The organism is Saccharomonospora marina XMU15, assembly GCF_000244955.1.
In the GTDB taxonomy this organism is placed as follows: domain Bacteria; phylum Actinomycetota; class Actinomycetes; order Mycobacteriales; family Pseudonocardiaceae; genus Saccharomonospora_A; species Saccharomonospora_A marina.
Genome location: NZ_CM001439.1, coordinates 5270838 through 5297642 on the forward strand (window position 1 = coordinate 5270838; position 26805 = coordinate 5297642).

General features: G+C 68.7%; 25 protein-coding genes and 1 tRNA gene. 9 read left to right on the top strand and 17 right to left on the bottom strand.

Features of this window, described 5'->3' with window-relative positions:
* Window positions 1-68 precede the first annotated feature (68 nt).
* A complete protein-coding gene (locus tag SACMADRAFT_RS24945; RefSeq protein ID WP_040926801.1) occupies window positions 69-866 on the bottom strand; it encodes an IclR family transcriptional regulator in 798 nt (265 codons plus the stop codon).
* Between the two features lie 98 nt (window positions 867-964).
* Between SACMADRAFT_RS24945 and SACMADRAFT_RS24950 the strand changes: the two genes are divergently transcribed.
* Together SACMADRAFT_RS24950 and SACMADRAFT_RS24955 are read left to right on the top strand one after the other, a co-directional pair.
* On the top strand, window positions 965-2332 hold the full coding sequence (locus tag SACMADRAFT_RS24950) for a TrkH family potassium uptake protein (protein ID WP_009156639.1): 1368 nt from the start codon (window positions 965-967) through the stop codon (window positions 2330-2332).
* A gap of 25 nt (window positions 2333-2357) precedes the next feature.
* The gene (locus SACMADRAFT_RS24955) at window positions 2358-2990 is read left to right on the top strand and encodes a potassium channel family protein (RefSeq protein WP_009156640.1); all 633 of its coding nucleotides are present in this window, start codon (window positions 2358-2360) and stop codon (window positions 2988-2990) included.
* A gap of 64 nt (window positions 2991-3054) precedes the next feature.
* On the opposite strand, the gene SACMADRAFT_RS24960 is transcribed toward SACMADRAFT_RS24955, so the two are convergent.
* From SACMADRAFT_RS24960 to SACMADRAFT_RS25000, 9 genes are all read right to left on the bottom strand, one after another.
* The gene (locus SACMADRAFT_RS24960; RefSeq protein ID WP_009156641.1) at window positions 3055-4176 is read right to left on the bottom strand and encodes a 5-methyltetrahydropteroyltriglutamate--homocysteine S-methyltransferase; all 1122 of its coding nucleotides are present in this window, start codon (window positions 4174-4176) and stop codon (window positions 3055-3057) included.
* A gap of 210 nt (window positions 4177-4386) precedes the next feature.
* Window positions 4387-5640 (bottom strand): ABC transporter substrate-binding protein, encoded by a 1254-nt coding sequence (locus SACMADRAFT_RS24965; RefSeq protein WP_009156642.1) that lies wholly within the window; start codon window positions 5638-5640, stop codon window positions 4387-4389.
* On the bottom strand, window positions 5637-6809 hold the full coding sequence (locus SACMADRAFT_RS24970) for a branched-chain amino acid ABC transporter permease (protein WP_009156643.1): 1173 nt from the start codon (window positions 6807-6809) through the stop codon (window positions 5637-5639). Before SACMADRAFT_RS24970 ends, SACMADRAFT_RS24965 begins: the two co-directional genes overlap by 4 nt.
* Window positions 6802-7680 carry a branched-chain amino acid ABC transporter permease gene (locus tag SACMADRAFT_RS24975; RefSeq protein WP_009156644.1) on the bottom strand — a complete coding sequence of 293 codons (879 nt, stop codon included), beginning with the start codon at window positions 7678-7680 and terminating at the stop codon, window positions 6802-6804. The genes SACMADRAFT_RS24970 and SACMADRAFT_RS24975 overlap by 8 nt, the downstream gene beginning before the upstream one ends.
* Window positions 7681-8481, bottom strand: a complete 801-nt coding sequence (locus SACMADRAFT_RS24980; protein ID WP_009156645.1) for an ABC transporter ATP-binding protein — start codon at window positions 8479-8481, stop codon at window positions 7681-7683. It lies immediately after the preceding gene.
* Window positions 8478-9290 carry an ABC transporter ATP-binding protein gene (locus SACMADRAFT_RS24985; protein ID WP_009156646.1) on the bottom strand — a complete coding sequence of 271 codons (813 nt, stop codon included), beginning with the start codon at window positions 9288-9290 and terminating at the stop codon, window positions 8478-8480. Before SACMADRAFT_RS24985 ends, SACMADRAFT_RS24980 begins: the two co-directional genes overlap by 4 nt.
* 160 nt (window positions 9291-9450) lie before the next feature.
* Window positions 9451-10071 (bottom strand): response regulator, encoded by a 621-nt coding sequence (locus tag SACMADRAFT_RS24990; RefSeq protein WP_040926803.1) that lies wholly within the window; start codon window positions 10069-10071, stop codon window positions 9451-9453.
* Between the two features lie 115 nt (window positions 10072-10186).
* Window positions 10187-11338 (bottom strand): GAF domain-containing sensor histidine kinase, encoded by a 1152-nt coding sequence (locus SACMADRAFT_RS24995; protein WP_040926804.1) that lies wholly within the window; start codon window positions 11336-11338, stop codon window positions 10187-10189.
* 85 nt (window positions 11339-11423) lie between these two features.
* Entirely contained in the window at window positions 11424-12485 is a 1062-nt protein-coding gene (locus SACMADRAFT_RS25000) for a permease (RefSeq protein WP_009156649.1), read from the bottom strand.
* 74 nt (window positions 12486-12559) lie between these two features.
* On the opposite strand from SACMADRAFT_RS25000, the gene SACMADRAFT_RS25005 reads away from it, so the two are divergent.
* Window positions 12560-13060, top strand: coding sequence for a hypothetical protein (locus tag SACMADRAFT_RS25005; protein ID WP_040925887.1), 501 nt, complete (start codon window positions 12560-12562; stop codon window positions 13058-13060).
* Between the two features lie 57 nt (window positions 13061-13117).
* Here SACMADRAFT_RS25005 and SACMADRAFT_RS25010 read toward each other — a convergent pair whose 3' ends face one another.
* Window positions 13118-14962 carry a transketolase gene (locus tag SACMADRAFT_RS25010; RefSeq protein WP_009156651.1) on the bottom strand — a complete coding sequence of 615 codons (1845 nt, stop codon included), beginning with the start codon at window positions 14960-14962 and terminating at the stop codon, window positions 13118-13120.
* A 237-nt stretch (window positions 14963-15199) separates the two neighbouring features.
* Between SACMADRAFT_RS25010 and SACMADRAFT_RS25015 the strand changes: the two genes are divergently transcribed.
* Window positions 15200-15289: transfer RNA gene (locus SACMADRAFT_RS25015), tRNA-Ser, on the top strand.
* 84 nt (window positions 15290-15373) lie between these two features.
* Here SACMADRAFT_RS25015 and SACMADRAFT_RS25020 read toward each other — a convergent pair.
* The gene (locus tag SACMADRAFT_RS25020) at window positions 15374-15931 is read right to left on the bottom strand and encodes a TetR/AcrR family transcriptional regulator (protein ID WP_009156652.1); all 558 of its coding nucleotides are present in this window, start codon (window positions 15929-15931) and stop codon (window positions 15374-15376) included.
* 101 nt (window positions 15932-16032) lie between these two features.
* On the opposite strand from SACMADRAFT_RS25020, the gene SACMADRAFT_RS25025 reads away from it, so the two are divergent.
* Window positions 16033-17211, top strand: coding sequence for a cytochrome P450 (locus SACMADRAFT_RS25025; protein ID WP_009156653.1), 1179 nt, complete (start codon window positions 16033-16035; stop codon window positions 17209-17211).
* Between the two features lie 12 nt (window positions 17212-17223).
* On the opposite strand, the gene SACMADRAFT_RS28720 is transcribed toward SACMADRAFT_RS25025, so the two are convergent.
* Window positions 17224-17820, bottom strand: a complete 597-nt coding sequence (locus SACMADRAFT_RS28720; protein WP_009156654.1) for a hypothetical protein — start codon at window positions 17818-17820, stop codon at window positions 17224-17226.
* A 36-nt stretch (window positions 17821-17856) separates the two neighbouring features.
* A complete protein-coding gene (gene hisS, locus SACMADRAFT_RS25035) occupies window positions 17857-19143 on the bottom strand; it encodes a histidine--tRNA ligase (protein WP_009156655.1) in 1287 nt (428 codons plus the stop codon).
* A 399-nt stretch (window positions 19144-19542) separates the two neighbouring features.
* On the opposite strand from hisS, the gene SACMADRAFT_RS25040 reads away from it, so the two are divergent.
* Genes SACMADRAFT_RS25040 through SACMADRAFT_RS25055 form a run of 4 tightly spaced genes read left to right on the top strand, consistent with a single transcriptional unit; the run spans window position 19543 to window position 23190 of the window.
* On the top strand, window positions 19543-19803 hold the full coding sequence (locus SACMADRAFT_RS25040; RefSeq protein ID WP_009156656.1) for a hypothetical protein: 261 nt from the start codon (window positions 19543-19545) through the stop codon (window positions 19801-19803).
* A 15-nt stretch (window positions 19804-19818) separates the two neighbouring features.
* Window positions 19819-20064 (top strand): hypothetical protein, encoded by a 246-nt coding sequence (locus SACMADRAFT_RS25045; protein ID WP_009156657.1) that lies wholly within the window; start codon window positions 19819-19821, stop codon window positions 20062-20064.
* An 8-nt stretch (window positions 20065-20072) separates the two neighbouring features.
* A complete protein-coding gene (locus SACMADRAFT_RS25050) occupies window positions 20073-22832 on the top strand; it encodes an FtsK/SpoIIIE domain-containing protein (RefSeq protein ID WP_009156658.1) in 2760 nt (919 codons plus the stop codon).
* On the top strand, window positions 22825-23190 hold the full coding sequence (locus SACMADRAFT_RS25055; protein WP_009156659.1) for a hypothetical protein: 366 nt from the start codon (window positions 22825-22827) through the stop codon (window positions 23188-23190). The genes SACMADRAFT_RS25050 and SACMADRAFT_RS25055 overlap by 8 nt, the downstream gene beginning before the upstream one ends.
* Window positions 23191-23208: 18 nt before the next feature.
* On the opposite strand, the gene SACMADRAFT_RS25060 is transcribed toward SACMADRAFT_RS25055, so the two are convergent.
* The 3 genes from SACMADRAFT_RS25060 to SACMADRAFT_RS25070 all read right to left on the bottom strand — a co-directional run bounded on the left by SACMADRAFT_RS25060 (window position 23209) and on the right by SACMADRAFT_RS25070 (window position 26785).
* Window positions 23209-23637 carry a limonene-1,2-epoxide hydrolase family protein gene (locus SACMADRAFT_RS25060; protein ID WP_009156660.1) on the bottom strand — a complete coding sequence of 143 codons (429 nt, stop codon included), beginning with the start codon at window positions 23635-23637 and terminating at the stop codon, window positions 23209-23211.
* A gap of 83 nt (window positions 23638-23720) precedes the next feature.
* Window positions 23721-24983 (bottom strand): GTPase, encoded by a 1263-nt coding sequence (locus SACMADRAFT_RS25065; protein WP_009156661.1) that lies wholly within the window; start codon window positions 24981-24983, stop codon window positions 23721-23723.
* A complete protein-coding gene (locus tag SACMADRAFT_RS25070; RefSeq protein ID WP_009156662.1) occupies window positions 24980-26785 on the bottom strand; it encodes a dynamin family protein in 1806 nt (601 codons plus the stop codon). The genes SACMADRAFT_RS25065 and SACMADRAFT_RS25070 overlap by 4 nt, the downstream gene beginning before the upstream one ends.
* Window positions 26786-26805 lie beyond the last annotated feature (20 nt).

Here is a 26805-nt window from a genome sequence, read left to right on the forward strand (position 1 = left end):
GATCAGTGCGAACAGGGTGCGTCGGCGGCCCCGTTCCCGGCCACCGCGACTCCCGCCCAGTGGAAGGTTTAGTCGGTCTCGCGACGCATCCCCTCGGCGGCGCGGAGCGCGCGTGGGGCTCCCAGCACCCGGGAGATGCCCCGTGCGGCGGCACGCACGGCGGGAACGAGGGTGCGCGGGTCGGTGCCTTCCACCGGCACCACGATGGAGATCGCAGCCACCACGGTGTCGTTCTCGCCGTAGACGGGGGCGGCCACCGAGATCGCGTCCAGCTCGATCTGGCCCTCGCTCACGGCGAACCCCTCTCTTCGCACGTCGGCGAGCACGCGCCGAAGCTGAGCAGGGGAAACGATGGTCCGAGGCGAATATCGCTTCAACGGCCCCGCGAGCACGCGCTCCTGCACCTCCGACGGCGCGTGGGCCAGCAGCACCAGGCCGACACCCGTCGCGTGCACCGGCAGCCTGCCACCCACGCGAGACTGGATGCGGATGGCGTGCCTGCCCGAGATGCGTTCGACGTAGACCACCTCGACGCCGTCGAGCACCGCCAGTTGCACGTTCTGGTGAGTGGCCTCGTACAGGTCCTCGAGAAACGGAAGGGCACTCTCCCGAAGTTCGGCTCCGTGCGGCGCCAGCGACGCCACCTCCCACAGCCACAGCCCGATCCGGTATCCGCCGGAGGGGTCCCGCTCCAGCGCGCCACGCTCGGTGAGCTCGCGGACCAGCCGGTGCGTGGTGGACAGCGGAAGGTCGGCCCGCCTGCTCAGCTCCGAAAGGGTGAGCACCGGGCGTTGGGTGCTGAACGCGCCGAGCAGGCCGAGCACCCGGCCGACGACGCTCGGTGACGCCTGCGCAGTGTGTCGCACCCAACTCACCCGACTCTCCCGAAGAGGTACGCCTACCTCTCCACATTGACTAGTTTGGCGCATACCTGGCCCGCTTCTACGAACGGAGTACGGCTTTGGTGCTGGCGTGGGGCCGCACCGGCTTGCGCCGCCTGTTGCCGACGTGGCGCCACCCGGCTCGGATCGTGGTCACGGCCTTCGCGTTGGTGATCGTCGCGGGAACCGCCCTGCTCATGCTGCCGGTCGCGACCGAGTCGGGCGAATCGAGCGGCTTCGTGACGGCACTGTTCACCGCCACGTCGGCGGTCTGCGTCACCGGTCTCGTCGTCGTCGACACGCCTTCGTACTGGTCGACGTTCGGGGAACTGACCATTCTCGGCATGATCCAGGTCGGCGGCATCGGGATCATGACTCTGGCCACCCTGCTGGGCATTCTGGTGGTGAGGCGGTTCGGGCTGAGGCTTCAGCTCACTGCCCAGGCCGAGACGAAGACCGTTCAGCTCGGGGACGTGCGGCGCGTGGTCGCGGGCGTTGTGCTGATCAGTCTCGCGTTCGAGATCGTCACCTTCCTGCTGCTGTTCCTGCGGCTGCGGTTCGGCTACGGCTACGAATCCGGCACCGCGCTGTACCAGGCGGTGTTCCACTCGATCTCGGCGTTCAACAACGCCGGGTTCTCGCTGTACTCCGACAGCCTCATGCGCTACGCCACCGACGCCGCGATCTGCCTGCCGATCGCCTTCGCGGTACTAGCAGGCGGTCTCGGCTTTCCGGTCTGGATCGAGCTGTGGCGCCACCGCATGCGCGGGGTGCGCCGGTGGTCGCTGCACGTCAAGGTCACCCTGCTGACGACGTCCACACTGCTGGTGGTCGGCAGTGTCCTCATCACCGCGGCGGAATGGAACAACCCGGCGACGCTCGGGCAGTTCGGCGTGGGCGGCAAGCTGCTGGCCGGGTTCTTCCACGGCGTCATGCCACGCACCGCCGGTTTCAACAGTCTCGACGTGAGCCAGTTCGAGCCGGGCACCCTACTGATCAACAACGTGCTCATGTTCATCGGCGGAGGCAGTGCGGGCACGGCGGGCGGCATCAAGGTGACGACCTTCGCGCTGCTGGCCTTCGTGATACTCGCCGAGATCCGGGGCAGGCCGAGCGTCCATGTGATGGGGCGCAGGTTGGACTCGACCGTGCAGCGGCAGGCGCTGACCGTCGCGTTGCTCAGTGTCGGTGCGGTGGTCAGCGCGACACTGCTGCTGCTCGCACTCACCCCGTTCAGCCTTGACCGAGTGCTGTTCGAAACGGTCTCGGCATTCGGAACGGTCGGGCTCTCGACCGGCATCACCGGTCGGCTCCCTACCTCGGCAGAGTTGCTCGTGACGGGGCTGATGTTCCTCGGCAGGCTGGGCCCGATCACGCTGGCCTCCGCGCTGGCGCTGCGGGAACGCACCCGACGATACGAACTACCGGAAGAGAGGCCGATCGTTGGCTAGCAGGAAGCACAACCACCGAGTAGTCGTGATCGGGCTCGGTCGTTTCGGCGGTTCGCTCGCCATGGAACTGGCCGGTGTCGGCTGCGAGGTACTCGGCGTGGATCACAACCCCAAGCGCGTGCAGCGCTACGCCGACGACCTCACCCACGCGGCCGTCGCCGACACCACCGATGTCGAGGCGCTGCGACAACTCGGCGTGCCGGAGTTCCGCCGTGCCGTGGTCGGCATCGGCAGTGACATCGAGGCGAGCATTCTCACCACCTCACTGCTGTCGGAGGCGGGCATCGAACACATCTGGGCCAAGGCGGTGAACCGCCAGCACGGGCGCATACTGCAGCGCGTCGGGGCTCACAAGGTGGTACTTCCCGAGCACGACATGGGAGAGCGCGTGGCCCACCTGGTCACCGGCAGGATGCTCGACTACATCGAATTCGAGGACGACTACGCGATCGTCAAGACGACGGCTCCCGGCGAAGCGGTAGGCCTGCCGCTCGGCGAGACGCGGATACGTGCCAGGTTCGGTGTGACGGTCGTGAGCATCAAACGCCCCGGACAGGGCTTCACCCACGCCACACCCGAGACGGTCGTGCAGCGCGACGACATCCTCATCGTCGCGGGCCGCAGGGAACAGGTGGAGGATTTCGCGGACCGCACATGAGCGAACCGGCCGCCCCCGGGGCGAACCCCGAAAGACGACCGGCTCCATGGCTGGATGGTGCGGCTCAGCCCCACACCTTGGCCGCGGTCTCCACGATGCGTTCCAGCTTGCGAATCTCCTGCTCCTCGGTGAGGTCGTTGCCCTCCTCGGTGGAGGAGAACCCGCACTGCGGCGAGAGGCAGAGCTGGTCGAGGTCGACGTACTTGGCGGCCTGCTCGATGCGGCGCTCGAGCGACTCCATCGACTCCAGCTCGCCGTGCTTGGTGGTCACGAGCCCGAGCACCACGTACTTGCCCTTCGGCACGAACCGAAGCGGTTCGAAGCCGCCGGATCGCTCGTCGTCGAACTCGAGGAAGTAACCGTCCACATTGAGCTCGTTGAACAGTGCCTCGGCCACGAAGTCGTAGCTGCCCTCCGCGGCCCAGGAGGAGCGGAAGTTGCCACGGCACAGGTGGGTGGTGATCGCCATGTTCGCGGGCTTGTGCGCGATCGCGGCGTTCATCACCTCGATGTTGCGCAGGTGCAGGGTCTGCGGGTCGAAGCCCATCCTCGAAACCAGTTCACGCTGGTTCGGGTCGTTGAGGTAGGCCAGGCTGGTGTCGTCGAGCTGCAGATAGGTGCAGCCGAGCTCGCCCATCGACTTGATCTGCTTGCCGTAGGCGGCACTGAGGTCGGAGAAGAAGTCCTCCAGGTTGGGGTAGACGTTCTCGTCGACGGCCGACCGGCCACCCCGGTAGTACACCATGCTCGGCGAGGGGATCGTGAGCTTCGGGGTGACACCGGGGTCCACAACGGACTTCAGGAACTCGAAGTGTTCACCGAAGATCGGCTTGTCCAACCCGACCTTGCCGTCGACCTGCAGGCCCGGTGGGCTGAACTCCAGGTCGCCCGCGGCGTTGTGGAACTTGACGTGCAGCTTCTCGTCGCTCTTGGAAACACCGTTGAGCTGGTAGATGAAGTCCATGTGCCACGAGGCTCGCCGGAACTCGCCGTCGGTGGCGGACCGCAGTCCGACCTTGCGCTGCAGGTCGACGACGCGCCGGATGGCGTCGTCCTCGACGGCTCGCAATTCCTCCTGGGTGATCTCGCCCTTCGCCGCCCGTTCCCGAGCCTGGTGCAGCTCGGGCGGCCGCAACAGGCTGCCTACGTGGTCCGCGCGAAAAGGTGGGGTCGAACGCTGACTCATTGCCGAATCTTCACACGTCGTCCTGACCAGCTTCAATACGAGTCACCATACCTTCCGCCGGGCGGAAGTCGGCTTGCAGTGAGTGAAAGTTTCCAAGGGCGGCAAAGGGATGGGTCACCGCGGCCGCCGGGGGAAACGGTCGCGGTGACCCTGGTCCGAGACGAGTGTGGCTCGGGCTGTTGTGTTACTCCGTTGTGTTACTTCGTTGTGTTACTCCTCGTGCGGAGCCTTGTACGCCTTGGCCTCTTCGGCCTCGAACAGTGGCTTCACGTAATCCATGCCGCCCTCGACGGAGGCGTCCGGCTTGGCCACGTACACCTGGCGGGTCGCCGGAGCACCCGGCTTGGAGAAGTCCAACGGCGCCACGAGATCACCCGTCTCGGCCGAGGTGGTCTCCTGCAGTGCCTTGTGGATGCCCTCCCTGGTCAAATCCTTGTTCTCGCAGGCCTTCTGCAGCACTGTGCCCCACACCTCGGCGACGGCGTAGCCGTAGGGCACACCCGCGTTGGGCGGCTCGGTGAAGCCGGCCTCCTTGTACTTGCGCGCGACCTCCTTGGCCTTGGGGATGTCGGCGGCGACCGGAACACTGCTGGCCACCACGTACAGGTTGTCGAGCGCTCCCGCGGCCGGGCTTTCGTGCAGCAACGGGTCGAACGTCGGGTTGTTGCCCAGGATCGGCACGTTCAGCCCGAGTGCCTTGGCGGCCGCCGCGGCCGACCCGGTCTGCGTCGGCGTCGTGGTCAGCGCTATCGCCTTGACGCCCTGGCCCTTGAACCCGGTGATGATGTTGGTGAGGTCGTTGTCACTGGAGGTGATCTTGACCTCGCGCAGCTTCAGGTTGTGCTCCTTGGCGTAGGCCTTCGAGCCGCGCAGACCGTTGGCCCCGTACTCGCCGTCGATGTAGATGTGCCCGATCGTGTCGCCGTCCTTGATCATGCCCTCCTCCTGCAGGTAGGAGAGCCCGTCGATCATCTCGACGTCGTAGGTGGTTCCGACGATCATCACGTAGGGGTTGCCGAGCAGTTCGGAAGACCACGAAGCGGGCGTCGTGGTCACCTGGTCGGCCTCGAGGTCGCCGCCGAGCGCCGCCATGATCGGCGATCCCACGACCTGCACGAAGCCGAGCACCTTCGGTTCGATCTGCGGGTAAAGGGTCTTGGCGGTGTCGGCCTTGTAGCCGTGGTCGACGATCTCCAGCTTCACCTTGCGACCGCAGACACCGCCCGCCGCGTTGAAGTCCTTGACCCACAACTCGTTTCCGTGCGTGATGCCGGTCGAGAGATTCTTGAAGGGACCGGTCTGGTCGGTCATCACACCGAGGGTGATCTCGGTGTCGGTGACGCCGACGCCTGCCTTCACCCCGCCTGCGCCCTCGGCGCCCTCCTCCGAGCCGCCGCCCTTGGTGCCGCAGGCGGCGAGCACGAGCGCGGAGGCACAGGCAAGTGCCACCATCCGTCGTTTCATTGTGTCGTTTCCTTTCCACGCTGCGTGCCGCTGAGGCGACCCGCGATCCTGCGACCGATGGCCGCCAGTCCCCCGGGCTCGAAGAGCACGACGAGAATGATCGCCGCGCCGTACACGAACGAACTGATCAAGATGGGCGTGAACGCGCCCTCCCCTGTGCCTGTCGACCAGCCCGCCTGGGTTGAGTAGAGAGCGAGTGCCTGCGGCAGGCCGTTCACGATGAAGGCGCCGACGAGCGCGCCCGGAACCGAGCCGAGCCCGCCGATGATGATCATCGCGAGGTATGCGATGGAGACGTTGATCCCGTAGGTGCCGAACTCGCTCTCGTCCGGCTTGAGGATGTCGAACCACAGCACGGTCATCACGCCGGCAAGCCCCGCGTACGCAGAGGAGACCGCGAACACGCCTGCCTTGGTGCGGCCGACGCCGACGCCCATCACCGCCGCCGATGCCTCGTTGTCGCGCACCGCCCGCCATGACCTGCCGACCCTGCCCTTGACCGCGCCTCGTGCCAGCAGGAACGCGATCACCAGCAGCCCGAGGAACAGGTACCAGACCCGCTCCGTCTGCCGGATCGGAACGTTGAGGATCTCCAGGTCACCCTCGTTGGAGAACGGGAAGCCGAACAACTCGAACGTCGCGGGGGAGCGGCCGGTCGAGGTCCCGCCGGTCAGTTCCTCGGCGGCCTGCCCGAAGTAAAGGCCGAGGAACACCAGCGACAGCGAGGCCACACCGAGGTAGATGCCTCGCAGCCGTGCCGCGACGGGGGCGAAGGCCAGCCCGAGCACCGCGGTGATGAGGACGGCTCCGACGAGCGAGAGCGCGGGGTCGATACCGAAGCCGATCACCCGTTCCTCGTCCGTCGGGGCGGAAAGCACGGTGTAGGAGGTTGCCCCGACCAGCAGGAAGAACGCGTGTCCGAGGGACAGCTGGCCCGCCTGGCCGGTCAACAGCGTCAACCCGATCGCGCCTACCGCACCGACCATCACGTACTGCCCTGCCTTCAGCCACTGTGCCTCCAGGTACAGCGGCAACGCGAGCAGCACGATCAGCAGCGCCAGCCACATCGCCTTGCGCGCCCACCACCCGATGTCGCGGCGAGAGGCGGGCACGGGGGCGCGTGCGGATTCATCCACAGTGGATCGATCGGTCACGGGGGCCTCAGACACGGGTACTCTCCCTCGTCCCGAACAGCCCGGAGGGGCGAACGACCAGCACGACGAGCATCACGAGGAACACCGCGCTCTTGGCGAAGGCGAACGAGATGTACTGCGTGGAAAGCGCGTCGACAAGGCCCACCGTTATCCCGCCGATGATGGCGCCCGCCGTGGAGTCGAGCCCGCCGATGATGGCGGCTGGGAACGCGGCGAGCGCGATCGAGTGCGTCCCCCGCGACAGTCCCGCGCCCGAGAAGTCCTGCGTGGCGATGAACAGCACGGCGACGCCTGCGAGCAGCCCCGCCACCAGCCACGCCGTCGCGGTGACCCCGGAGCTGCGGATGCCGACCAGCGCGGCGGCCTCCTTGTTCTCCGCCTGCGCTCGCATGGCGATACCCCAGTTGGAATACCGGAAGGCGAGAAAGAAGGCGGTGATGAGCACGGTCGCCACCAGCAGGGCGACCAGGTGCGTGCGAAACAGCGTGATCCCACCGACCTGGATCGGCTGCGCGTCCCAGGCGTCGCCGACGAACGGCAGTGACACGCCGAGCCTGCGCACGATCTCCTCGGTGACGATCACGTCCACACCGATGGTCAGCAGCGCGAGGCTGAACGGGTCCGCCAGCTTGGAGCGGGAAAGCAGCAGCCGCTCGATGGCCAGCGCGAGCACGCCCGCGCTGACGATCCCGAGTACCGCCGCTCCCGCCCAGCCGAGCGTCTCGCGGGTGACGACCACCAGGTAGCCGCCGAAGAGCACCAGCGAGCCGTGTGCGAAGTTGACGACCTCGGTGGCCTTGAAGATCACCACGAACCCCAGCGCGAGCAACGCGAAGACAGCGCCCTTGCCGAGGCCGTTGACGAAGAGTTGAACGAACGTTTCCACTTATCCGGCCTCCGTGCTCGTGGCGCTTTGGGTGCTTTCGGTGCCCAGGTATGCCCTGATGACCTCGGGGTCCGCCCGCACCAGCGCGGGCTCGCCGTCCGCGATGACTCGGCCGAAGTCCAGCACCGTCACCTGATCCGCGATGCCCATCACAAGTCCCATGTCGTGTTCCACCAGCAGGATCGAGATGCCGAGTTCGTCGCGGATCTGCCGGATGGTGCTGGCCAGTTCCGCGGTCTCGGTCGCGTTCATCCCCGCCGCGGGTTCGTCGAGCAGCAGCAGCGAGGGCTCGACCGCGAGCGCTCTGGCGATGTCCACCCGCTTCACCGCGCCGTAGGGCAGGACCCCGACCGGGGTCCGCAGCACGTCACCGATGCCGAGGAAGTCGCAGATTTCCGCGGCCCTGGCTGCGTGCCTGCGCTCCTGCTTGCGAATCCAGGGTGGACGCAGCCCGCAGGCAAGGAAGCCGCCGCTGGTCAGCGCGTACCTGCCGAGCATCACGTTGTCGAGCACGGTGGAGTGCGGCGAAAGCGCGGTGTTCTGGAATGCCCTGCCGATTCCGAGCTTCGCCATGTGCGAGGGGCGCTCACGGGTCAGTTCGTGCTCGCCGAACTTCACCGTGCCGTCGGTTGCGCGGTACAGCCCGCTGATGACGTTGAAGCAACTGGACTTTCCCGCGCCGTTGGGCCCGATGAGCGCGTGCAGCGAACCGGGCCGGACCGTGAAGGACACCTCGTCCAGCGCGCACAGCCCACCGAAGCGAAGCGTCAGCCGTTCCACGTCCAACTCGCGCGGGTTCATCCGGCCCACCTCGACAATCCGCGTCGGCTGGCTCGCACGGCGCGGGCCTGCTCCGCCTCGCGCTCGGCCTCCGCCTGCGACTCGGCATGCCCGCCGAGATAGAGCCGCTGCACGTCCTCGCTGGCCGAAAGCTCCTCGGCCGAACCGGCGAGCGCGACCTTGCCCACTTCGAGCACGACGGCGGAGTCGGCCACGGCCAGCGCCATCACGGCGTTCTGCTCGACCAGCACCACGGCGGTGCCCTGCGCGTGGATCTCCCTGATGGTCTCCGCGATGCGCTCGACGACCTTGGGGGCCAGGCCGAGCGACGGCTCGTCGAGCAGCAGCAGGCTGGGGCCGGTCATCAGTGCCCTGCCGATGGCGAGCATCTGCTGCTCGCCACCGGAGAGCAGGCCCGCCCGCTGCTTCGCGCGTTCGGCGAGTACCGGGAACAGGTCAAGCACCCGCTTCCTCGCATCGGCACGGTCGGTGGCGGAACTGGCTCCGATCCCACCCGCACGCAGGTTCTCCTCGACGGTCATCCTGGCGAAGATCTGCCTGCCCTCCGGGACACCGACGACGCCGAGTCGCACGATCGCGGCGGGGTCGAGCCGGTCGATCCTGCGGTCGCCGTAGTGGATCTGCCCGCCGGACACGGTTCCCCGGTGCATCCGAAGGGTTCCGGAGATGGCGCGCAGCAGGGTCGACTTGCCCGCTCCGTTGCTGCCGAGCACCGCGACCACGCCGTCGTCGGGCACCTCGAGATCGATGCCGTGGAGGGCGGCCACAGAACGCCCGTAGCGCACCCGGAGGTCACGGATCGTCAACATCTCGCTGCCCAAATTCGCGCCACAGTGCGCACAAGGCCTCCTCCGAATTCGTGACTGGCGTCACTGCCAGTGGCGGCTAATCCTGAGCGGGAGGAGGAGGCCCGCATACCCCCACTTGGAGAGGCAGCGAAGAAAAACCGCCCAATCGGTCACTAATTCGTCACAACAGCCCGGCCTCGCTGGCCTTGCCGATGGCCTCGACCCGGTTGCGGGCGCCCAGCTTGTGCAACGCGGACTGCAGGTACGTCTTCACCGTGTTGCGCGTCAGCCCGGTCACCTGCGCGATCTCCGGATTCGTCTTGCCCTGTGCCGCCAGTCGCAGCACCTCGTATTCGCGCCTGGTGAGCCCGCTACGGGCCAGCGCGTCGGAGCGCTGGCCCTTGTCCGGCAGGATGCGGGGGTCGACCACCCGCTCGCCGCGCAGTACCCGCCGCAGCGCGGCGGCGAGGTCGGTACCGGCGACGTCCTTGAGCAGCCCGCCCGCCGCGCCCGCCTCGATCGCGGCGACCACCCCCTGGTGGTCGCCGTGCGCGGTGAACACCACGACCTTCGCGGCAGGGTGTGCCCTGCGCAGGCCGGCGATGACCTCCGGAGCCAGCATGTCCGGCAGCCGCAGATCGAGCAGAACGACGTCCGGCCGCAGCTCACCCGCGCGATTGATACCGGCTTGTCCTGACTCGGCAGAGCCGATCACCGTCAGCGAGGGATCGGAACGCAGTAACAATGCCACCCCGTCACGGACGACCGGATGGTCGTCCACGACCAGCACGGTCGCGGTCATGCTGCCCGAGAATCCGCAAGCGAGCCCCTCGCGCATGATGGGCTTTCCTCACTCACAGCCGACCCTTTCCACCCTTTCCGCGACCCGCGGCGCACCGTGCACCGACAGCACGAAGTCATCGAGGCTCGACATTCGGCAGCCACGCACGCAACGTGCAACCGTCGTCGTCGTCGCGCACCAGACTCACCCTCCCGCCGAGGCGGGCGGCACGCTCGGCGAGCGTGCGTACCCCCATCCCGGTGCTCGGGCCGGGCGCGGCTGGTTCGCTCGTGCCGTCGTCGGCCACCACGAGCTGCACCCCGCCGTCACACGGCCCCAGGCTGACGACCACGGAAAACGCCCGCGCGTGCTTTTCCACGTTGAGCAGGCCCTCCCTGACCACGGAGATCAGCAGCGCGGTGCGCTCGGCGTCCATCGGCGAGACCGGCGCGAGCTGCACGAACCGCGCGGGCACCCCGGTGCGCGCCTCGAACGAACGGACGTGCTCGGCGAGTTCGACCGGCAGCGCCCGTTCCGGTGTGCTCTCCGAAAGCGCAAGCAGCGACTCCCGCAACGCGCTGGAAGCGGCCGAGACGTCCGACTCCAGCCTGCGCAGCCTGTGATCGAGTGCCGGGTTGTCGCGGATGCTCTCGTGCAGGTCGCGAACCTGCACGCCGATGGAGAACAGCAGCGCACCGACCGAGTCGTGCAAGGCGCTGCGCATCCGCTGCCGCTCCGTGGTGATCGCGTCGGCCCTGTTGGACTCCGCGACCGTGGCGATGTGCAGCGCCGTGGCGGCATGGTCGGCGATGCTCTCGATGGTGCGTACGGCGTCGTCACCGAAGTCGGCGGCCTTGCGCATGGCGGCGTAGGCGACGGCTACCGTCCGCTCGCTGTCCTCGGACTTGCTGACGATCGGCACGGCCAGCATCGCGCCCAGCCCCTCGCCGCGTACCTGGGCGTCGAACTGGTGGGTGATGGTTGGCGAGCTGACGTAGTCGCTGACTCGAACCGGCTTACCGAGTGCGAGCACACGGCCACCGATGCCCTGCCCGATCGGCACGATGAGGTTCTGCAGCTCGTGGGTCCGGGTCCCGGAAAGCCAGCGGATCACGGCCTGGTCGGGGCTGTTGAGGTCGGCCACGAACCCGGAGTCGGCGCCGATCGCTTCGCGGATGAGCCGGGCGGTTCCGTGCAGAGCCACGACACGGTCCATCACCGCGAGCAGGGCATCCCGCTCGCGCAGAAGCCCGTCGAGCGCATTGCTGCGCTCCACCACACGCTCCATCGCGCTTCGCTGCTCGGCAGCCACGAGCACACTATAGGACGTCGGGGCGTAACGGTGTTCGGATTCTTTCGCGATCCACCGCTCGTCACGGGATACCGAGGCCTGCCGCGCTCAGTGCGGCGAGCAACGCGCCCGCGAGCACCCCGGTGGCCGTGACGCCTGCCGCGACGATCGCCGTCGTGCGGAAGGTCAGTGCCCGGGCCAGCAGCAACATCGAGGGCAGGCTGACCGCGGGCAGCGTGATGAGCAAGATCCCGAGCACGAACGGAGAGAACCCAGCGGCGGCCAGCGCGAGCACCACGGGGATCTCTCCCGCTGTCGGGATCACCACGAGCAGGCCGACCACCGCGGCGACCACGGCGGCGACGGCGGTCGCGCCTGCGAGCTCCGTGCCCAGCGGTGGCAGCCAGCCACGCAGCGCGCCCACCGCGAACACCAGCACGGCATATGCGGGCACGAGCAGCAGCGCGAAGCGAGCCAGTGCGAGTGCGAACCGGCGTGCCGGGGCCGTGGTGCCTGCAGGCACGGGCATCAGCCGAGGGTCACCGGAAACGGCCGGTTCGCCTGCGAACCTGGCCGCGAGCGCCGACACGCCGAGCACGAGCACCAGCCCCGCGACGAGCCTGGTCGCGGCCCACTGCCACGGGCACACGAGCAGCAGGAAGACCAGCACAGCGGGGTTGAGCACGGGGTTCGCCAGCCAGTAGGCAACGGCCGGGCCGGTTCGTGCGCCCCCGCGACGCATCGACTTCACGATCGGCGCGGCGCAGCAGGTGCACATCATGCTCGGCAGCGCGAGCAGGCCGCCGCCGATCGGTCCCCACCTGCCGAGAGAGCGCACCAGCCAGTCGCGGGGAAGCAGCGCTTCGATCGCCGCGCCGATCAGTACGGCCGCCACGAGCGCGAGCCACACCGCCTCGCCGTAGGAGAGCAGGAACTCCCAGCCCGCCGTGAGTCCGGGCGCCGCCGTGCTCGTGTCCAGTGACGAACCGCCCTGCCACGTGCCGCCGTCCACCAGCGACACCGTCTTGTCCGCGTACGGCCACCACTTGGCGACAAGCAGCGCGAGTACGGACAACACGGCGAACACGGCGATACCGAGCAGCCGGGATCGGGAATGGACGGTCGAAGCGGTCCGCGGCACCACGGCGGCCGGTTACCCAGCACGACCGGATCCACACACTCCGGTTCCGAGCCGTTCGCCGTGGGTACCCGAACGACATGTTGAGTGCGATCATGCGAGGCGCCGCCGCGGGCGCCGCCGGTACGACGGCGTTGCAGGCCGCGACTTACCTGGACATGGTGCTGCGTGGCCGTCCGGCCAGCAGCACGCCGCAGCGCACCGTCGAGAAGCTCAGCGAGAAGACGGGCACCGCGATCCCGGGAGACGAGGAGAAGCAGGAGAGTCGCAAGTCCGGGCTCGGCGCGATGCTGGGCATGGTCACCGGTACCACGGTCGGAATCGGGTACGGCGTGCTGCGCGAATTCGGCTGGCGCCCTCCACTGCTGGCTGGCGGCGCGGTGGCCGGTGTCAGCGCGATGATCGGTTCGAGCGCTCCGATGACCGTGCTGGGTATCACCGATCCCCGAACGTGGGGCGTGTCCGACTGGCTCAGCGACGTGGTGCCGCACCTGGCCTACGGGTTCGTGGCCGCCGCGACCTACGAGGCCACCGAGCACGGCAGGCGGCAGTGGAGATTGCGCTGGCGGTTGAGTCGCTGACGAACGGCCCGGCAGGCACCGCCCGCGCTCGGTCTCGTCGAACAGCGACCCGGGGTTTCAGCCCTCGACGAGGCCGAGCGCGGCTTCCACGATCGCGTCGGCGTCGATCGCCGCGTGCTGCAACTGCTCCTGCGGGGTGGCCGAACCCGGCAGGGCGAGCACCCCGAGCTTGGCCACCCGGGGAAACGCCGTGGTCTGGGTGAAGGCGTCGAGCACGGCGTCGCCGAGTCCACCCTGCGGCCAGTGATCCTCCACGGTGACGATCCGGCCGGTGTCGGCGGCCGCCTGGTGCAGGGTCACGACGTCCACCGGCTTCACCGAGTACAGGTCGATCACGCGGGCCACGACCCCGTCGTCGGCGAGCCGGTCGGCGGCGGCCAGCGCCTCGTGCACCGTGATTCCCGCGCCGACGATCGTGACCTGGTCCTCGGGTGAGGAGCGCAGCACCTTGCTGCCCCCGATGGGGAACGCTTCCTCCTCGCCGTACAACACCGGGGTGTCACCCCTGGTGGTGCGCAGGTATCGGATTCCGGAGTGGTCGGCCATCGCGGCGGTGAGGTGTGCCGTCTGGTTGGCGTCGCAGGGGTAGAGCACGGTGCTTCGCCACAGCGCGCGGAACATCGCCAGGTCCTCCAGCCCCATCTGTGAGGGCCCGTCCTGGCCGATGGACACACCCGCGTGCGAGCCGACCAGGCACAGATCCGCTCCGCTCACGGCTGCCATCCGCACGAAGTCGTAGGCGCGGCTGAGGAACGCGGCGAAGGTCGCGGCATAGGGCACCCAACCGCGCACCTGCATCGCCACGGCAGCCGCGACCAGCTGCTGCTCGGCGATGTAGAACTGGAAGAACCGCTGCGGGTGCTCCCGTTCGAAGAACTGGCTGCGGGTGGAGTCGCCGACCTCGCCGTCGAGCACGACGATGTCCGAGCGGACCTTGCCGAGCGCGGTGATCGCCTCGCCGAACGCGGTACGGGTGGCCACCTGCTCGCCGGTCGAGTAGACCGGCAGTTCCAGCGACCTCGTGGTCAGCCTTGGCAACCGATCGTCGGCCTGCGGTGCGGCCACCTCGACCCGGATGGAGCGGCGCCCACCGAGTTCCTCGATCGCGGTTTCGGTGTCGGGCAACGGCTTGCCGTGCGCACGTTCGGCGTCCTCGACAGCAGCCACGCCCTTGCCCTTCCTGGTGCGGGCCAGGATCGCCGTCGGCCGGTCGGATTGCTCCGCCTCGCTGTAGGCGCGCTCGATCTGGTCGACGTCGTGGCCGTCGATCTCGACGGTGTGCCAGCCGAACGCGGCGATCCGGCGTGCGTAGGCACCGGTGTCCCAGCCGTGTCGCGTCGGCCCGCGCTGTCCGAGCCGGTTGACGTCAACGATCGCGATCAGGTTGGCCAGCCGCTGGTCACCGGCGTGCTCGAAGGCCTCCCACATCGAGCCTTCGGCCAGTTCGCTGTCGCCGCACAGCACCCACACCCGGTAGTCGCGCCGGTCGAGGTCCCTGCCCGCGAGTGCGAGCCCCACGCCGATCGGCAGGCCCTGTCCCAGCGACCCGGTCGCGACGTCCACCCACGGCAACTGCGGTGTCGGGTGGCCTTCGAGGCGGCTGCCCGACGTCCGGTACCTGAGCAGTTCCTCCTCGGAGATGGCGCCCGCCGCCACGTACATCGCGTACAGCAGCGGTGAGGCGTGGCCCTTGGAGAAGATCAGATGGTCGTTGGCCGGGTTCTGGCTGGCTGAGAAGTCGTAGCGCAGGTGTCTGGCCAGCAGCACGGCCATCAGGTCGGCCGCCGACATGGAGGAGGTTGGGTGTCCGGAGTTGGCGGCGCCGGAGGCACGCACGGCATCCACTCTGAGCTGCTGCCCCAGTTCGGTGAGCCTCTCGACGTCCACGGTCGCCACCGACATGGCCTACCTCTTCCCGGCGTAGGGCGATCGTCCGCTACGGCGGGTACCCGCGTGCTTGCCGGGCAAACGCCCTCGCGCGCCCGCGTCGTCCACCGCCCCGCGACCACCGCCGATGACGGTCCGGAGTGGACACAGCGGGTGAAGCGGTTCGCCGGGAAATCACCGAATCGCCTGCTCGCCTGCGACGGCAGGAGCCGGGCTCAAGCGCTACGAACACGCCCTGCTACTCTCTTCGGCGGAGGATTGGCCGAGCGGCCTAAGGCGCACGATTGGAAATCGTGTTGGGTGTAACAGCCCTCACGGGTTCGAATCCCGTATCCTCCGCCAGCTGAGCAGGCGAAACGCCGGGCACCCGCACACTCGGGTCGCCCGGCGTTTGCCGTTTGCGTCGCAGTTCGCGTGACCGTCCGGTCAGGGTTGGGCGGCTTCGATAACGCCGTGGACGGCTCTCCTGATGCGGTCCGCGGCGTGCTCGGGATCGGGCTGCCCGGCGTCGAGCCAGGCGATGACCGCTTCCGTGGCCACGGCGGGAACCAGCCTTGCTGCCCAGTCGGCCCATGGCCCCGCGGCGATCCTGTCCGCGAGGTTGCGATGGGCGACCTCGGTGGACGACGCGGCGAGAGCCTCGGCCACCTCGCGGAACTCCGGTTCGGTGGCCGCGTGGCGAAACAGCAGCCGGAAGCCGTCGGGATCGGCCGCGGCGGCGCGCACCAGTGCCGGAATGCTGGTGTCGTCGAAGTGGTCGGAGCCCACGGCCTCGTCCAGCCGGGCACAGGCACGGTCGAGCACGGCGCGGTAGAGCGCGTTCTTCGACTCGAAGTGCCGGTAGACGATCACCTTGGTGATGCCTGCTTCCTCGGCGACGTCGTCCAGACCGGTCGTGGCGAATCCGGCGCGAGCGAACGCGCGCGTGGCCGCATCCAGGATCTGTTCCCGCCGCTGCGCGCGCGGCATCCGTCGAGCTGTCATCGCCGTGCCATCGCCTCCGCCAGCTTGTTTACGAAAGAGGATACATGTAGCGTTGTTTATCTACAGATATACATTCAGACGTTTACTTCTGAGAGGCTGCCATGACCACTCCGCCGACGTTGCCGTTCGCACAGCCGCGTCCGTTGCGGGTTCCGCCGCTGCTACGGCAACTACAGGCCCGAGGCGTGGTGCACCGGGTGCGCACCGCGGTCGGCGACAACGCATGGCTCGTCACCGGTTACGACGAGGTACGGCGGCTACTGGCCGACGACCGCCTCGGGCGAGCGCATCCCGATCCCGAACACGCGCCCCGCACCGGCGAGTCGGCCCTGTTCGGCGGACCACTGGGCAACTTCGACACCGAGTACGCCGACCATGCCCGGATGCGCGCACAGCTACAGCCGCACTTCACGCCCAAACACCTGCGCGCCCTGCGACCACGTGTCGAGGAGCTGACCGAACGGCTGCTGGACGACCTCGCCACCGCGGACAAACCCGCGGACCTGCACACCGCGCTCGCGTTGCCGCTGCCGATACTGGTGATCTGCGAACTGCTAGGGGTGCCCTACGAGGAAAGGAAAAGGTTCCGGGCGTGGACCCAGGCCGCGGGCGACATCCGCGACCGCGCGCGCTCGGAGCAGGGTCTTGCCGCGTTGTTCGACTACGGCCGAGAACTCCTGCAGCGCAAGCGCACCGACCCGGGCGACGACGTGATCTCCCGGTTGGCCGCGGACAGCGACATCACCGACGACGAGGCCGCCATGCTCGCCATGGCACTGCTGTTCGCCGGACACGAGACCACCGTCACGCAAATCGGCATCGGCGCGCTGTTGCTGCTGACCAACCCTGATCAGTGGCAGGCGCTGGCCGAGGACCCCGCACTGGTACCGAACGCGGTGGAGGAACTGCTTCGCGCGCCGGGCAAGGGTGGCGGTGGGATTCCGCGTTACGCGCGCGTGGACCTCGAAGTGGATGGCGTCCCCATCCGGGCGGGCGAACTCGTCCTGCTGGACAACGGTGCCGCCAACCACGACCCGGCCGCCTTCACCGAACCCGACCGCGTCGACATCGGCCGCGAGACCGCGAGGGCCCACCTGACCTTCGGGCACGGCCTGCGGTACTGCATCGGGGCACCCCTTGCCCGCCTGGAACTGCAGGCGGCGTTCGGCGGCCTCACCGCACGGTTTCCGACGATGCGGCTCGCAGTGCCGGTGCGGCGACTGACCCTTCGCCGAGACGTGCTGACCGGCGGCCTGGCCGAGCTGCCGGTGACGTGGTGACGGGCGGCCTCACTACCCGAGCCTTGCGACCTGCCTGATCCGTGCGGCCAACTCGGGAAACGGCACCGGATCACCGCCTGCCTCGCGGACGCGCCGCATCGTCATCCTGATCCTGCCCTTGGCGCCGGACGGAAAGGACCGCAGACCTTCCCCGGACACGATGGTGAACTCCCACTGGTTCACGTCCAGCGCGTCGTATGTCGTCGGGTCGGCATTCGTGTGGACCGCGAACACGTACACGTCGGCGTGGAACCGCCTCCCGCCGACGTAGGCGCCGGTTTCGTGGTCCCAGGCCGGCGTGGGTTTGAGCTCCCAACTCGGCTGCCGCGTGCTTCGGGGGCTGCTCCGCCACGGCTGCACTCGGCCACTCGACTTCACCTCGATGCGCAGGCCGTCACCGGTCTCGACATCCCACGCGTCCCATTCCCGGCGGATGCCGCCGAGGCCGAGCGCCCGGCGGACCAGGTACTCGGCCAGATAGCCCCGCTGGGTGTTCGTACGCAGATCCGACATCGCGAACCGCCAGAAATCCGCAACAGTGGCATCGATACCGACGAACCTCTCCTGGCCCGTCAACGGCGCCGGTTCGGCTGTCAGCTGCTCTCCCACGTGCCCGCGCTCGTCACCCCGACCCGGACGTAGCGGTCAGAGCAGCTTGCGCACCGCGTTGGCGACGTCGGGCAGCGCCACCCGCTCCTGCTCACCGGAAACGAGGTCCCTCACGGTCGCCATGCCCTCGGCGTGGTCCTGCTCGCCGATGATGACGACGGCTCGTGCGCCCGCCTTGTCGGCGCGCCCGATCTCCTTGCCCAGTTTGGCCGACTCCAGCGGCGTCGTGGTGCGAACGCCCGCCGCACGCAGCTGCGCCGCGGCGGTTCGCGCCGGCTCGAACAACGCCTCAGCCGTCGGGATGACGACGGCATCGACCTTGTTGGCAGGCTCGGGCAGCAGGCCGTGTGTGGAGAGGAAGTCCATCAGCGTGACGTCGCCCATACCGAACCCGAAGCCGGGAACAGCCTGGGCCGAGTACAGGCCGACGAGGTTGTCGTACCGGCCCCCTCCGAACAGGCTGCGGCGGTTCTGCGGGCTGGCGTCGAACACCTCGAACACGGTGGAGGTGTAGTAGTCGAAGCCCCTCACGATCAGCGGGTCGACCTTGATCCGGTCGCGGGCACGGGAGTTCATCACCTCGATCAGCTTCGAGCCCGCGCGCGCCTGCTCGGACAGCTCCGGCAAGATCTCCTCGCCCGCCTGCACGACCTCGCGCAGCCGCGCGAACCGGGACTCCGAAAGGCCGATCTCCTCCGCGTCGGCGCGAAGCTTGTCCTCGGGGTACTTCTCCCACCGGTCCAGCAGGCCTGCCACCTGGCGCCGCTGCTCGTCCTCGACCTCCAGGATCTCGGTGAAGATGGCGTCGAGCAGCACCCGGTCGCTCATCCTGAGCACGTACATGTCCTCGGTGGCACCGAGCCCTGCCATCATGGCGTGGATCAGCTCGATGAACTCGACCTCGACCGCGCTGGAGGAGGAGCCGAACAGGTCGACATTGATCTGCCAGTGTTCCCTGACCCTGCCGCGCTGCGGACGCTCGTAGCGGAAGCAGTTGGGGTGGGAGTACCAGCGAACCGGAAACGTCAACCGCCCCAGATTGCCCGCGATGATGCGCGCCACCGACGGCGTCATCTCCGGGCGCAGGGCAAGGCGCCGACCGCCACGGTCGGTCAGCGTGTACAGCTGCTGCTCGACGATCTCGCGGCTGCTCTTGGCCTCGTAGATCTCCGTCAACTCCAGGACGGGCCCGTCGTAGCGCTGGTAGCCGAAGACCTCGATGACCTCGTAGAGGCGCTGGAAGACCTGCTGCCGGACCGACATCTCCTCCGGCAGGAAATCTCGGGTGCCTCGGTATGGTTCGGTCGGCAGGTACTTGCCCACGGCGCAGATCCTTCGATGACGCTCGGGTTGTTCGGAACACCACAACAGTAGTCGTAGCCCCGTGGCGCCGGGACGACCGCCGCCGACGGCCGTGCCGGGGGCAGGCGCAACCGTGTTCGACTCCTCCACTAGTGTTTCAGCCGTTCCACGGATCAGGCCCGTGGACGTCCGGGTTCGGGGTCGGAGAACGTGGTGGGTGTGAAAGCCTTCGCCGGTTCGATTCCGAACCCCGCGCGCTTGTGGTCAGCGCAACGCCGGAGCCCGGGCAGGGTCCGGCGTTCTGTCGTAACCGTGCGCGCAGATGTAGGTACCGGTTACCCCAACCAACTGCTGTCCGGGTTCACCCGGTCACGCTACGTTGGTTACCGAACGATCCGACTTCATCGAGGAGTCCGACACATGCCCGGTGTGGAAGAGATCCGCGCGGGGATCGCCCTCGCGAACGAGAAGGCTTCCGCAAGCATCGCCGCTCTGCAACAAGCCGCCCAGTCACTGGAGGAGGCGCAACAGTCACTGGCCCAGGCGACCTCGGGCAGCACGCAGGAAGAGGTCAACCAGGCGCACGGGTTGCTGGCGGAGGCACTGCAGGGCATCAACGGCACCCAGAGCACGATCCGGGCCTGCATCTCCTCGGCCGAGAGCTACTCGGCCCGGCTGTAGCGGAACGGGCACCTCATGTCAACCGAGCAGCTACGCCAGTCGCTCACCGAGATCCTCGGTGTGGTCGCAGATGCCCGCGCCAACGCGGCCAGAGCCAAGGAACTGCTCGGTGAGTTCGAACGGGTCGTCACCGACGTGCAGGCCCAGGCCAAACCGTGGTTGCCGCCGCAACTGTCTCGTGCCGTGGAACAACTCGACACCCAGCACGGGCGACTCGACGGTGTCACCGAACTGCTGGACAGCTACCGGTCGAGGTTGTAGGCGAAGGTATGCGACGCAAAGTCCGCGAGCAGCGCGCTCGCGTGCTGGCCGCGCTAGATCGACTGCGGCAGCAGATCGGGCTGGCTCTCGGTTCGGCGCGCAACGCGCGCGAGGCCGCCGAACTGGAGCTCGCCAGGCTCGAGTTGGAGCGGCTCGTCGTCAAGGCGGGCATGGAACGGGCTCCTGACGATCCGGAGGTGGCCCGCAGGTCGAGCGAGCCCGCCATGGCCGACGTCCTCGAATGGCTGAGCAACGTCCGCGGCCAGTTCTACTCCGACTGGGCCGACGGTCCCAGCCGGTTACGCGACCTGGTGGCGGCCGCCGCGCCGGGGCCAGCGGGAAGGCCACCGGGGGAGTGGCTCGGCCGGGTCGGCACCGGTGACGGCATCAAGGTGCCGCAACTGTGGCGAATCGGCTCCTCCACAGTGGATGGTTCGACTGCTGGGAGGAGTCACCGGACGAGGCTGACGTTCGACGTGGCGGTACCGCTGCTCGACGAGTCCCATCTGGCGATCACCTCGGCACCGAGGACGCGCCCGAGCGTGGACGCGCTGGTGGAAACCCTGCTGATGCGCGTGCTCAGCTCGTTCGAGCCCGGCGCGGTCAAGGTCCACCTGTGGGATGTCGGCAAGCTCACGGCCGTTCTGCCCAACTTCTACTCGCTGAGCAGAACGAGCGCGCTGACCGTGCACGACCCGACCAGACTCGTCGACCTGCTGGACGAGTTGTCAGGACACGTTCGCCGAATCCATGCCCGCACGCTGCAGGCCGGTTACCCGTCGCTGCGGGCGATGCGCGAGGCAACGGGCAGGCGCACCGAGCCGTGGCGCATCGCCGTGCTGTACGGCAACGGCGAGGACCTGCCGCCGGAACGGCTGCGGGAACTGAAGCGGGTGGCCAGCGGTGCGCTGGAAGCGGGCATCTCGCTGATCCTCGTCGACGTGCCGACGGTGCTCGGCGGTGCGGTGGAGACGATCAGCCTGCTGGACGAGCGGCGCGCCATCAGCAGCATGACCGGCACCGACCTCGTCGTGGACCTCGATCCGCCGCTACCCGCGGGTCAGGTCGCCACCGCCAGCGCGCGGATCGCCGACGCACTCGTGGCCAAGCAGGGTGGTCCCCGCTCCTTCGCCGATCTGCTGCCCGCCGAGTTCGGGCAGCAGCATTCCGCCCGCGAACTGCGCGCACCGGTCGGGTTCAACGAGGGTGAGCCGGTGGAGGTGGTGATCGGCGACGCCACCCCGCACGCGCTGATCGGCGGACCGAGCGGGTCGGGAAAGACGAACTTCCTCTACGTCCTGCTCGCGGGCCTCACCTCCAGGTACTCGCCGGACGAACTCGCGCTGTACCTGCTCGACTTCAAGGAAGGGGTTTCGTTCGCGGGCCTCGCACCCGGCAAGAAGGACGAGAGCTGGCTGCCACACGCGCGGCTGGTCGGGGTCAACGTCAACACCGACCGCGAGTTCGGCCTCGCGCTGCTGCGGTTCCTCTCCGACGAGATGCGCAGCCGGTCGGCCGCCGCGAAGGAGCACGAGGTCACCAATATCGCGGAGTTGCGGGAGCAGGACCCGCAAGGACGCTGGCCCCGCATCGTGGCGGTGATCGACGAGTTCCAGTACCTGTTCGCCGAACGCGACAACGTCACCGCCCTCGCCACCTCACTGCTGGAGGACCTGGCCCGCAGAGGCCGTTCCCAGGGCATTCACCTGATCCTTGCCAGCCAGGACATCGCGGGCATCGAGGCGTTCTGGGGCAAACCCGCGGTTTTCGAGCAGTGCACGCTGCGGATCGCGATGCCGAAGGCGCGCAGGGTGCTGGCCGAGACCAACCAGGCCGCCGTGGCCGCGCCCCGCTGGCACGCCGTGGTCAACCACGAATCCGGTGTCGCGCACGGAAACCAGCTCGCGCACGTCCCCGACGCGAGCGGCAGAGGTGTCTTTCCCGCGCTGCAACGACAACTGTGGCAACGCTATGCCGGGCACGGCAGGCCCAGGTTGTTCGACGGCGCGCACGCTCCCACGCTCGAGGAGTCGGAGGCGTTCGCGGCGGCCACACCGACCGAGCGACCGCGCGCCCTCATCGGCCAGGCGATCGAGGTCGCCGACCGCGCACACGGCGTGGAACTGCCGGCCGCACCAGGAAGGAACCTCGCGGTACTCGGTACCAGCACGAGGGAAGCGCTGTCCATCCTGGACTCCGCGACCCGGTCGCTGGCCAGGCAGCACCAGCCGGGCGAGGCGGAGTTCGTGCTCTGCTGCCTCGTCGAGTCGTGCTTGCCCACGGTCGCCCGGCTTGCCGACACGCTTGGCTCGCAGAGCCACAAGGCCCGTCTCGTCGCCGCGGGCGAACTCGGCGAGACCATCACTTCCCTGGCCACCGAACTGTCCGAGGAGGACGTGGCGAGGTATCTCGTGCTCTACGGCGTCGACGCCGCGCTTCCCGCGCTGGAGCGCAAGGAACCAGGCACGCAGAGCCCGCTGGAGGCGTTGCGGCTGCTGCTGAAGCAGGGCCCCGGCCACCGGACACACGTGCTCGGCTGGTGGCGGGCGGTCGCGAGGCTGAAGGACACGCTCGGCTTCGCCGGTACCGACGACATCGGCGCATGGGTCGCGCTCGACGTACAGGGCAACGAACTGGCGCCGTTCTGCGCGGGACAGCTGGTGCAGTGGTCGCCCCGGCCCGGCCGCGCGCTGTTCTTCGACCGAACGATCCACGGCTCTCCCGAGGTGGCCATCCCGTTCCGACTGCCGGAGACCGAAGATGAGTGACGAACCCACGGCGGCCGTTCGCTACAAGGACATCGTCGGCCTGGCCCGCAAGGCCGCCGACGACCTGCGAACGTGGGAGCTGGCCAGAGCCGAGGAGCTGACAGCGATGATCGCCGCCGCCGAGGAGCGGGTGTCGGCGGCGGCGGAACGGGAACGAGCGGTCACCGAACGCGCCAACCGCTGGTGGCGCATGGCCGGCGACAACGTGTCGCGGCTGTCGTGGCTGGAACCGGGAGCGGACCCCGAACCGGTCTCAACCGCCAGGGGTGAATGGCTGGACCGCTACACCGAGGAGATCCGCACCGCCTACCAGGAACTCAACCAGGCGATCCTGCGCCTGAGCTGGCGGGCCCGCTGAGCCCCGGGGACGACCCGGCTAGGACTTGAACCGCCTGGAGAGCGTGGAGACGAGCGCGCGGAAGCCACCTTTCGCGCTCGCGGCGATGACGGTAGCCCAGTCGAAGTAGTCGCGCCACAGCACGATGCGGCCGTCACGCACCTCGAACGTGCCGCACACCCAGAACCCGGCGCGCCACGGCCCTGACTCCAGCACGTCCGTGCGCTCTGTCAACACGATCGGGCCGTCCTCGGCGATGTGATGCACCTTCACCTCGAAACCCGAGCCGTACTTCTGCATCATCCGCATCTGCTTCTCGAACGCGGCGATCCCTCGGGCGGGTGGCAGCGGCACGTTCTGGTACACCACGTCCTCGGCCACATAGGTCAGCGCCTTGTCGATGTCGATCGCCTCCAAGGCGGAAAGGAACGCCTTGACCGTTTCCTTGGGGGAGGTGGTTTCGGGCATCGGAACTCCTCGCGGTCCGGACCGGTTACCGGCTCGACCGTACCGCGCGTCGCGTGTTGTCGCCGCTCGAGGCCGGGTATCGCTCACGGCGCGGGTTCGGTGATGAGCGCCTCGCAGCTTCGCGCCACGGTTCTGGCCGCGTGGCGTTCCGCCGCACCGAACACCGGGTTCTCCGAGTATGCCCGCCACACCCGCAGTGCAGCGGCGGCGGCCTGCCGCAGTGGCGGGCCCTGTACCTGGGCGCCGAGCCGTTCCTGCGGCTGCAGCCCGTAGCCGCCCGCGAGCCGGATCGCCTCCTCGCGCAACTCCTCCGGCAACCTCACCCTGCCGGTGCTGACCGTGGCGAGCAGCCGCAACTCGTGGAACTCGTGCGCTCCGGCGAGCGTGCGTTCCAACTCGCCTACGAGCGGCGCCGCCGAGGGGCGTGGTTCCATCCGCAACACCACGTCCAGCCCGATCAACGCCGAACGTGCCTTGAGCACCGGCGCCCGGTCGGTGAAGTAGAGCGAGATCGCGTCGCGCAAGTCACCCAGCCCACTTCGCTGGGCCAGCTGTGTGGACAGTGCGGCACGGGTGTCGGCTCCCCTGCGGATCAGCGTGACGGCCAGCCGGATACCGAAGAGTCCGAACCTGCCCAGCAGCCGTTCCCGCTCCGGGTCGGCGGCGAACCGGTCGGCCGACAGCAACAGCGGCTCCAACTCCTCCTTCGGAGCGGCCGCCAGCCCGGCCAGCAGTTCGAACTCGTCGTCGGACAGCGTCCTGCCGCCGCTCGCGGCAAGCCCGGCCACCGCGATGACGTCCTGGCACAGCACGCTCAGCTCGCCCTCCTTGCGGTACTTGCGGGCGACCTGTCGTGCCGAGATGAGCGCATCGACCCGGCCACCACCGAGTTCGTCCGCGCGGGAGAGCACCGCGACCGAGTTCACCGCGGCAACGCGAGCCACCGGGTGGTCCTGCACGGCCCGCAGAAAGGCCAGGTCCGCGTTGTGCGGGTGGCCCATCAGGTACAGCACCGCGTCGGCCTCCATGCAGATCGACTCCACCGCGCCCGGCTCCATGTCCGGCCCCACCGCAGGCGTGTCGATCAAGGTCAGTGGCGACTGCGACCTGGCAGGTGGCACCTGATACCACGCCATGCCCTGCCCGCCCTCGGTCGCGACACACTCACCGGCGATGGCGTTGACGAGAGTGGACTTGCCGGTGGCGGGGCCCCCCACGACGGCCAGCCGCAACGGGTCGGTGAAGCGCGCGAGGTGGCGACGCAGCCAGTTGATCGCCCTTGGACTGTCCGCGTAGACGTCGAGTGCCTGGTTCAGCAGGGTCCAGGCGCGGTCCGGCAGGTTCACGCCGTGAGCCCGCGGACGGCAGACATGCCCGCGAGTGCCTGGCCGCGTCTGCGCAGCAGGTCGAGCTGTTCGATGCCCTTGGTCAGTTCACGGGTGGCCGTGCCACGCTGCGCGGTCTCCGCGTCGATGACCTGCTTGATGCGCTTGGCCGTCTCCGAGATCTCCGCGCGCAGCTCGTGCGCCACAGCCGTGCAGCGGTCACGCAGCTCCCTGTGGATCAGACGCACGGTGTCCTTGCTCTCCTTGCCGTAGGTGAGGAAGAAGTCGTCGACATGGCGGTGCGCGGCCGTGCGCGCGGTCGCCTGGCGCCGCTTGAGCCGGTTGCCTCGCTCCTCGAAAACGCTCTTGGCGCCGAAGGCCACGCCCGCACCGATCGAGATCGGGTTGATCAGGTCCATCCCGGCCAGCGTGGTGGCCAGACCGAACATCAGCAGACCGCTGTAGGAGCCTCGCATGCCGACGAACAGCTTCTGCCCGATGGTGAACCGCTCCACCGTGGGCATCCGCAGGTCCCCTACGTCGTTGCGGTAGACGTCGTCGAGCAGGGTCTCCGGCGCGAACACCTCCGGCCGGTGCGGCGCGATCTGGGCGGCGAGCTTGCGTGCGATCCACTCGAACCGGTCGAGCAGCCAGTTCGAGTTGGCCTCCGCCACCGCCTTCAGGTTCTCGCGCAGCCAATCCTCGAACTCGTCCCAGTCCTTGGCCGGGTCGGCCACCTCGAAGTACTCGTCGGCCTCCCGCAGGATGCGTCGTGTGCGGTCCCTCAGGTCGAAGTCCAGGTCCGCCATCAGGTCAGCGACCTCGTCGGAGAGCACGGTCTGCCAGCGGGCCGATTCCCGCTGCAGCTCCTCCAGTTGCCTGGCGGCGGCGCGCCAGCGGGCGGTCAGCTCGTCGTTCGCGCTTGCCTGCACCTGCGACAGCCGCTCGCGCAGCGGCACCACGAGCTGGTCGACGGTCATGCGGGTGAGCGCGCTCACCGAGCGGCGGCGCAGCAACTCCACCTGACCCATCAGGTCCCGATGCAGGTAGGAGACCAGTGCGCCGTAGCCGGACTCCTCGTTCAGCACCGAGTCGCCACTGCGTGCCGCGGCGAGCCGCAACGCCGCGGACACCGGCAACACCGTGGCGGGAAAGCCTCCCCTGGCCAGGCGGGCACGGTTGCGCTCGGCCACGAGCCGCCAGCCGGGAACCAGGTCGATCTTGGTGAGCACCACCACGACGGTGGGGCACAGTGTGCTGGCCCGCTCCAGCAGGTCCAGCTCGGCGGGGGTCAGCTCCCTGGTGGCGTCGCTGACCAGCAGTACGGCGTCGGCCTGTGGCAGCACGGACAGCGTGGCGCGGGTCAGTTCGGAAGCATCCGGCCCGACGGGTGGGGTGTCGACGAGGGCCAGCCCAGACTCGAGCAGCTTGCGCGGCAGCCCGACCTCCGCCCTGACGACGCCGGGTTGCTTGTTGGCCTGCGCGGTGACCGACTCGGCCGCGACGGGGACCCGGTCGGCGCTCTCCAGCGCGGGCGTCACCTCGCCGGTGACGAGCGTCCCCACGGGTGAGGCGGCGTGCTCGACGATGGCGGGCACGGTGGTGGTCACGTCGTCGCCCGTGGCGCACACCGGCGCGTTGAGCAGGCCGTTGATCAGTTGGCTCTTGCCCTGGCTCGACTGGCCGAGCACGATGACGCGCACCTTGGGCGTGACCAGTTCGGACCTGCGCAGGCGCAGGCGCTGCACCAGGTCCGCGCGGTCCTGCGCCGCACAGGCCTGGATGGTCTCATCCAGCACGTCGAGCCAGGGCGAAGCCATCATCGGACGGACAGTGTGCCCTG